Source organism: Francisella noatunensis subsp. noatunensis, assembly GCF_009823375.1.
GTDB classification, from domain to species: domain Bacteria; phylum Pseudomonadota; class Gammaproteobacteria; order Francisellales; family Francisellaceae; genus Francisella; species Francisella noatunensis.
This window is the reverse complement of the sequence record NZ_WBSX01000008.1, coordinates 22,824-30,046: the sequence shown is the minus strand read 5'-3', so window position 1 is coordinate 30,046 and position 7,223 is coordinate 22,824. Positions and strand designations below refer to the sequence as shown.

Below are 7,223 nucleotides of genomic sequence, written 5' to 3'. Positions count from 1 at the left end.
GTGCTATTGTAACAATGGTCGATAGAGCTAGCAGATTTACTATTTTAGCCAAGTCTATAGATAGAACAGCTAATTCAATCAATAGAATATTGTACAAAGTATCTAATGGTCATAAAATATTAACAGCTACATTTGATAATGGTAAAGAGTTTGCTAAACATAAGAAGCTAACTAGCAAGACTGGCATCAAAGTATTCTTTGCTGATCCATACAGTCCTTGGCAAAGAGGTACTAATGAAAACATGAATAGGTATATCAGACAATTTATACCTAAAGGTACTAACTTTAACAATATATCTCATCAATACATTAGAAGTTACAGATAGACTTGAATAATAGACCTAAGAAATGTTTAAATTACTTGACACCTAATGAAGTACATTTTGGTATCTCTATAAACATTGAGAATACAATCTAGCCTGTCATAAACAATAGATTTATCTCTAACTGCTGGCGCCATAACTTCATAGCATTGCCCTGAGAAGTAAGAAATCATTCTATCTAGATCATCATGTTTTAAGAAATAAAACTGACTCATATTACTCTCCTTAACATATTCTTGGTAATTGCTCACCACTTAACCAATCAACACGTCTTTTGCCACCAAATGTGGTTTTCATAAAGACTTGAGATTGCTCACTTTTTCTTACGGTTGCTATCACTTGGGCATTTTCTCCTAATGGATGACCCCTTAAGCAGTCTAAAACCTTTTGAGTTTAGGCTTACAAGCGATTAAAACTTTGCCTTCATTGGCGATATATAATGGATCTAAACCTAAAAGCTCACATGCTGATTGAACTTCAGTCGATACCGGAAGATTTGCTTCATCTATCTCGATAGCTACATTGTATTGATTAGTCCACTCATTAAGAGTTGCACCAACTCCGCCACGAGTAGGATCACGCATTGTTTTTTTGACATTTATTGTCATAAATTGCATCAACTAAGCTGTCTAAAGATGTTGCATCACTCACTATTTGACATTCAAAATCTAGACCAGCTCGTTGTGACATTACAGCTACACCATGATCTCCAAGAGTGCCATTGATGATAATCTCATCACCATCTTCAAGAACATCTCTAGTTACAAAATCATTACGGATAACTCCAACTCCAGTTGTATTGATAAAGATGCCATTTCCTTTACCTTTCTCGACAACTTTAGTATCTCCAGTTACGATTTGGACATTAGCTTTTTTGGCAGCTTCTACCATGGAGTCTAGGATTATTTTCAAATCTTTAAGAGGTAGACCCTCTTCTAAAATAAGTCCTACAGATATATATAATCGTTTAGCCCCACCAACAACTAAATCATTAACTGTACCATGAATTGCAAGACTGCCAATATTGCCACCTCTAAAGAAATAAGGAGTAATAACATAGCTATCTGTAGTCATGGCGATTTTGCCATTTATTTGTGGTAATACAGCCTGATCTTCTGCTTGAGCTAAATATTGGCTATCAAAACTTTTCTTTATCATTTGCTCGATTAAATGATGCATAGCCTTACCACCAGCTCCCATTGCTAGATCGACTACACCATTTTTGATATTTAATTTCACAGCCATCTCTAGTCTCCGTATTGATAATGTGCAGCGCAAGCACCTTCTGATGAAACCATACATGCTCCCATCGGTTGCTCAGGAGTACAAACTACACCAAACAGCTTACAATCTTTTGGCTCTTTTAAGCCTCTTAGAATATCTGGACAAGCATACTGCCTATGTTCTAGCCCTTGTACTTCGGGTATTTGATAATGCTTTTCAGCATCAAATTTTGCATATTCGTCTTTTATTTCTAAAGCACTGTTTGGGATATATCCAAGTCCACGCCATTCAAAAGTATCTCTGATAGTAAGATATTGAGAGATTAAATCTTGTGCTAGTTGGTGTCATCAGGTACTACAGCTCTTGTATACTGGTTTTCTACGCCTATTTTGTCAGCGCTAATCATCTTGATAAGCATAAGTATAGACTGCAGTACATCTAAAGGTTCAAAACCTGCGACAACCATTGGTTTTGATATTCTTTAGTCACCTTATCATAAGCATTACTACCTATAATAACACTAACATGAGATGGGCCTAAAAACCATCTATCTTAACATCTTCAGCTAGAATAGCTTGCATAGCTACTGGTGTAAGTACATGGTTACAAAATATTAGAAAATTATTTAACTTTTTAGCTATTGCTAACTGTATAGCTACAGCAGTTGGGGGAGTGGTTGTCTCAAAACCAATAGTAAAGAATATAACCTTTTTATTAGGGTTTTCTTCAGCAAGTTTCAAAGCATCTTCTACTGAGTAAATCATACGCACATCAGCACCGCGTGCTTTAGCTTTGATTAGACTATCTTGATGCGATCCTGGTACGCGAATCATATCTGCATAGCTACAGAAGATTACATCTTTTTGCGATGCTAAAATATTGCTTGATCCACTCTTTTGATAGGTAGTACACAAACTGGACACCCTGGGCCATGTATCATTTTGACATTGTTAGGCAAAAGACTAGGAATCCCGTAACGATGTAGTGCATGTGTATGCCCACCACAAAATTCCATTAGGTTATATTGTCTATTAGGGTCAACTTCTTTAGCGATTTGTTGTAAAAGACTTTTTGCAACTTTCGGGGCCCTAAATTCTTGTATGTAATCCATTACATTACCCCTTTTATATTATACTTTTTAGATCCTCTAGAGTCTGCTGAGCCATTTCTTTATCTAGTTTACTTAATGCAAAACCAACATGGATTATGACAAAATCACCTATAAGAACTTCATCCCTTAGTAGTGCTAGATATATATTTTTTGGCACCGATCCAAGCTTGTCCAAGGCTTACACCACCATCATTTAGAGGAACTTTCTCTGATATATAAATATTGAAATCCATTTCTTTAAGTTGACGGTAAGTCTCTGTTAGTAGTAGCTTATTTTGGAAACAACCGCCACTAAGTATTATGTTCTTAATATTTCGAGGTTGGGCTAAGTTACTAATCCACTGCACTAAAGCATAAGCCAAAGTGCCGTGCCATAAGTTACTAGCAACACTTATATTATCGCATTTTATTATGCTTTTTAGTAGTTTTTTTAAATTTAAATTAGTTTTAAATGATGCTGATTTGGTATCATATTGAATGTTTGGAATATCAGCTAAAGACTCTAATTCTATAGCGGCTTGAGCCTCGTAAGTGTTGATATGGCAAACATTTAATAAGCTAGAAACAGCATCAAAGAGTCTACCCATACTAGTAGTTTTACCTCTAGGTAAAGAGTCATTTTGTAAAAGCTTGATTAGACTTTCAGCTTGCGGAAACTCTTTGAGATGATTTGGTATCTCAAGATCGTATTTATGGCATACTGCAAGAGCCATTCGCCAAGGCTCTTTTGCTACTTTATCACCACCAATATATTCGATAGGATCTAGCTCACCAATGCGGTTAAATTCTAAATTATCAGATTCAATATCACAATGATAAAGCTCGCCACCTCTTAGGCCATCTTCTCCTAAACCAAAACCGTCTAGTACCAAACCTATAGCGTGACCTTGTAAATTATGCTCAGCAATTACAGCTGCTAGGTGAGCTTGATGATGTTGAATCTGATAAATTGGGAGATCAAACTTTTGGGCAAAATGCGTAGTATAAATATCAGGGTGTAAATCACAAGCAATACCATCAAACCTGAGCCCAAACATATTTTGGAAATGTTCTAAAGATTGCTCAAAAAATTCTATATTAGCTTGGCTATCCATATCGCCTATGTGTTGCGATACAAAGGCTTGATTATCTTTGATAAAACAAAAAGTATTCTTTAAAAATGTACCAGTCGCTAGTATATTTGGTAGGGTTTCTGATAGTTGGATTGATTGCGGTACAAGTCCTCGAGATCTTCTAATTGGCAGATTTTTATCTATCACAGTATGAAAAACACTATCATCACTTTTTATTGCAATATCACGATTATCTGTAACTATAAGATCAGCTATATCTTTGAGCTTTTCGTGAGCTTCATCATTATTAGCAATGATGCTTTCACCAGATATATTTGCACTAGTAACTATCAAAGCTAAATCATGAGCTTCATTAAGCCAGCTAGAGCCAGTAGGTTGATTTAATAGATGATAAAAAAGGATATAATCAGAGCCAGTTGTTGGCAGCATAAAACCAAGCTGATTTATGCGTGGTGCAATAGATGAGCTGATATTGTTAGTAGAGTGTCTTTTAACTAAAACAATAGGTCTGATAGTCGTATTTAGAAGCTCATCTTGTTGTGTAGTAACTTCTGCAAAATGCTCTTGTATGCTTTTAGTATTTAGAGCTATTAAAGCAAATGGTTTATTCGGGCGGTGCTTTCTTCTACGGAGTCCTTCGACTGCTTTAGTATTTGTAGCATCTACAACTAGCTTGAAGCCGTTTTGACTTTTAATGGCGATAATTTTACCAGCTTTGTTGGGATATCTCTGCAAAAGAGTGTGATAACTTTGGTCCACATTTAGAGCATGCAACAGTTTGAGCATGGTAATGCCTGTCTAATGGGTTTGTGTATCTATCATAATATCTCTATCATAGGGTAGGTTTTGTATCGTACTAAAACGCGGACCACAATGCGTACAGCTAGTATATGGATATAGATAGTAACGACTTTGTGGGTTAAAAATATCATCTAAACATAAGTCACAAATAGCTGTGTCAGCAGGAATTTTAGTTGTAGAGCTACCTTGTTGAGTTTCTAGAATTTTAAAATCTGTAAATTTAGTTTCAGTTTGGTAAATTGTCTTTTGGATAGTTTCTATACTAGCTAGTGGAGGTAGTTTTGCTTGCATATTAGTTATAAAGCTATCTGCAACAGATTCATTACATTGCAGAATTATCTCAACACCATTAGGAGTATTTTGCACCGAGCCACATAAATTCATATCTTTGGCAAGGCAATAGATAAAAGGGCGAAATCCAACCCCTTGAACTATACCATTGACGAGAATTTTTGTTACGATCTTTTGCATTTTTTCCTCTTGTGGTGGGTGTTTACCAAAATCGTTAGTCATACTACGGCTCCGACCGTAGTATCCATTGTCAAACTATAAATTTTCTCCATAGTTTTTGGATTCTATGGTCAAGCCATAGAGTGACAATCTCTACTTTTTGTCATCCTTTCGGTCACAAAGTGGGTTCGGAGTACGACTGTAGTATCCAAGGTGTTTTTAAAACTACCCCGTCAGTCTGCGACTGCCACCCCTTCGTACCAAAGGGAAATTTAAAAATAGCTTTAAATAAACAAGTCATCCGGAACTTATTTTATTTCTTTTAAACCCACTCCGTCATTCCCGCGAAGGCGGGAATCTCTTGAATAGTTTATAGATTCCCACCTACGTGGGAATGACATCTCTTAATTATGAATTTTTATAACTCTCAATATACTCTAAAACAATCTCATGATGATCTTTCGTTTTAAACTTATCAAACACATGATTGATCTTGCCATCTTTATCGATAAAGAAGCTAATTCTATGGATACCATCATATACTTTGCCCATAAACTTCTTCTCGCCCCAAACACCAAATTGCTCAGCAACTTTGTGATCTTCATCACTTAGAAGTTGTACTGTTAGGCTATCTCTTTCTTCAAATTTCTTAAGGCGTTTTGGAGCATCTGGACTAATACCAAGAACTACAGTATCAAGCTTGGCTAGTTTGTCACTAATGCTACTTAGACCTATAGATTGAGTAGTACAACCTGGGGTCATAGCCTTTGGGTAGAAGTAAATTAAGACATTTTTTTTACCTTTAAAATCACTTAGTGATACTTCTTCATTATTTTGATTTTCTAATTTAAAGTTTGGAGCTATTTGTCCTTGTTCTAGTGTTTTCATCTCTATCTCCTATTTGATTTTTTATGTCCTATAAAATGAAACTTAAATAGTATTCCAAAAGTTTATTTCAAATTTGGTTTATTGAGTATTGTGGCAAATATTAATATTTGCTAGCTTTTAATTCTGCACATCTTTTATTTTCAATAATCAAACCTTTTTCATATAACGTAATATTAAAGGACAATCATCATACATATCTTTCCATGTGTTAAAGCGCTCTTCTAAGATTAATGTTATGGTCTATTATCTTTAGATATGGTGTAATTTTCTTCTTCAATGAGTGGTAGTGAACCCCAATAAGCAAAAAGTGAATTTTTAATTATTGTACCTTTTAAATTAATAACACCATTTAATTTAGTTATATCTTTATTGTCAAACTTTTCTGTTATAAAGCTCTCTGCGACCTTCTCTAAAATTTCTTTAAATTTAATCCCTTTTGTAGACACCTCTTTTGGAGCTAACCCTATCAAATAGGCTGCTAATAAAATAAAGAATAAAGCTACTAAAAGATATTGTTTACAAAACATGAAATATAAAACTGCTATAATCATAATTAGATAAAATAACTTTTCTTTTTCTACTAGTATTTTTATTACTTTATGCACTGTAATATCCTTTTTTATATTGACTATTGGGCATCTTTACTTCAAACCTCTCAACCAATCCAACCAGCTATCAAAACCAGCACCAGTTTTTACAGATAGCTCAAATACTTTCACATCTGAACGAATCTTTTTAATATTTGCGATACATTCTTGGATATCAAAATCTACATAAGGCGATAGATCTATCTTATTGATAACAACCACATAAGCATAATAAAACATATCAGGATATTTAAGTGGCTTATCGGCTCCCTCAGTAGTTGAGATAACTGCAACACGATGCTTTTCACCAAGATCAAACATTGCTGGACATATCAAATTACCAACATTCTCAATTATCACAAAACCATCTTTGATATCACCAAGATGTTCGAAAGCATGACCAACCATATGAGCATCTAGATGACAAGCTTTACCAGTATTTATCTGATAAGCTTTTGCACCAGCTTTACGGATTCTCTCAGCATCAAGATCTGTATGCTGATCACCTTCAACAACTACGATATGGTGGCTATTACCAAGCTCTTTGATAGTTCTCTCAAGTAGAGACGTCTTACCAGAACCAGGACTTGAGACAAAGTTTAGAGCAATGTTATTATCTTTAGCTAGAGCTTTTCTATTTTGCTCAGCATATTGATCATTAGCTTCTAAGATTGCTTTTTCTAGTTTTACAGCATTGCCTTCGTGACCATGATGATGGTGATGATGATTACTATTTGTTCCACATCCGCAAGTTGTAAACATAATT

Annotated in this window: 10 protein-coding genes and 3 pseudogenes; 1 reads left to right on the top strand and 12 read right to left on the bottom strand. The window is 34.9% G+C overall.

Annotation, left to right across the window (positions count from 1 at the left end; translation table 11 throughout):
- Nucleotides 1-418: pseudogene (locus F8C69_RS01590) on the top strand (IS30 family transposase); the annotation flags it as partial.
- Between the two features lie 282 nt (nucleotides 419-700).
- On the opposite strand, the gene F8C69_RS10400 reads toward F8C69_RS01590, so the two are convergent.
- The 12 genes and pseudogenes from F8C69_RS10400 to hypB form a co-directional block, all read right to left on the bottom strand.
- Complete coding sequence (locus F8C69_RS10400) at nucleotides 701-907, bottom strand: AIR synthase-related protein (protein ID WP_234384242.1); 207 nt, start codon at nucleotides 905-907, stop codon at nucleotides 701-703.
- Nucleotides 900-1,568: a hydrogenase expression/formation protein HypE gene (gene hypE / locus F8C69_RS01580; protein WP_234384243.1), complete on the bottom strand. Its 669-nt coding sequence runs from the start codon at nucleotides 1,566-1,568 to the stop codon at nucleotides 900-902. The genes F8C69_RS10400 and hypE overlap by 8 nt, the downstream gene beginning before the upstream one ends.
- Before the next feature lie 2 nt (nucleotides 1,569-1,570).
- Entirely contained in the window at nucleotides 1,571-1,852 is a 282-nt protein-coding gene (locus tag F8C69_RS10975) for a HypD family hydrogenase formation protein (RefSeq protein ID WP_252988882.1), read from the bottom strand.
- A 29-nt stretch (nucleotides 1,853-1,881) separates the two neighbouring features.
- The gene (locus tag F8C69_RS10970; RefSeq protein ID WP_267906216.1) at nucleotides 1,882-2,013 is read right to left on the bottom strand and encodes a hypothetical protein; all 132 of its coding nucleotides are present in this window, start codon (nucleotides 2,011-2,013) and stop codon (nucleotides 1,882-1,884) included.
- A gap of 70 nt (nucleotides 2,014-2,083) precedes the next feature.
- Nucleotides 2,084-2,658 (bottom strand): annotated as a pseudogene (hypD, locus tag F8C69_RS10965) (hydrogenase formation protein HypD).
- A 13-nt stretch (nucleotides 2,659-2,671) separates the two neighbouring features.
- On the bottom strand, nucleotides 2,672-2,815 hold the full coding sequence (locus F8C69_RS01570; protein WP_236352296.1) for a HypC/HybG/HupF family hydrogenase formation chaperone: 144 nt from the start codon (nucleotides 2,813-2,815) through the stop codon (nucleotides 2,672-2,674).
- Complete coding sequence (locus tag F8C69_RS01565) at nucleotides 2,778-4,466, bottom strand: Kae1-like domain-containing protein (protein WP_234384246.1); 1,689 nt, start codon at nucleotides 4,464-4,466, stop codon at nucleotides 2,778-2,780. Before F8C69_RS01565 ends, F8C69_RS01570 begins: the two co-directional genes overlap by 38 nt.
- Nucleotides 4,438-4,512, bottom strand: a pseudogene (locus tag F8C69_RS10395) (hypothetical protein); the annotation flags it as partial. The pseudogene F8C69_RS10395 and the gene F8C69_RS01565, both read right to left, overlap by 29 nt.
- 17 nt (nucleotides 4,513-4,529) lie before the next feature.
- Nucleotides 4,530-5,003 (bottom strand): acylphosphatase, encoded by a 474-nt coding sequence (locus F8C69_RS10390; RefSeq protein WP_234393696.1) that lies wholly within the window; start codon nucleotides 5,001-5,003, stop codon nucleotides 4,530-4,532.
- Between the two features lie 387 nt (nucleotides 5,004-5,390).
- The gene (gene bcp / locus F8C69_RS01560) at nucleotides 5,391-5,870 is read right to left on the bottom strand and encodes a thioredoxin-dependent thiol peroxidase (protein ID WP_159183927.1); all 480 of its coding nucleotides are present in this window, start codon (nucleotides 5,868-5,870) and stop codon (nucleotides 5,391-5,393) included.
- 233 nt (nucleotides 5,871-6,103) lie between these two features.
- Entirely contained in the window at nucleotides 6,104-6,475 is a 372-nt protein-coding gene (locus F8C69_RS01555) for a hypothetical protein (protein ID WP_159183926.1), read from the bottom strand.
- 36 nt (nucleotides 6,476-6,511) lie between these two features.
- Nucleotides 6,512-7,219, bottom strand: a complete 708-nt coding sequence (hypB, locus tag F8C69_RS01550) for a hydrogenase nickel incorporation protein HypB (protein ID WP_159183925.1) — start codon at nucleotides 7,217-7,219, stop codon at nucleotides 6,512-6,514.
- Between the last annotated feature and the right edge of the window lie 4 nt (nucleotides 7,220-7,223).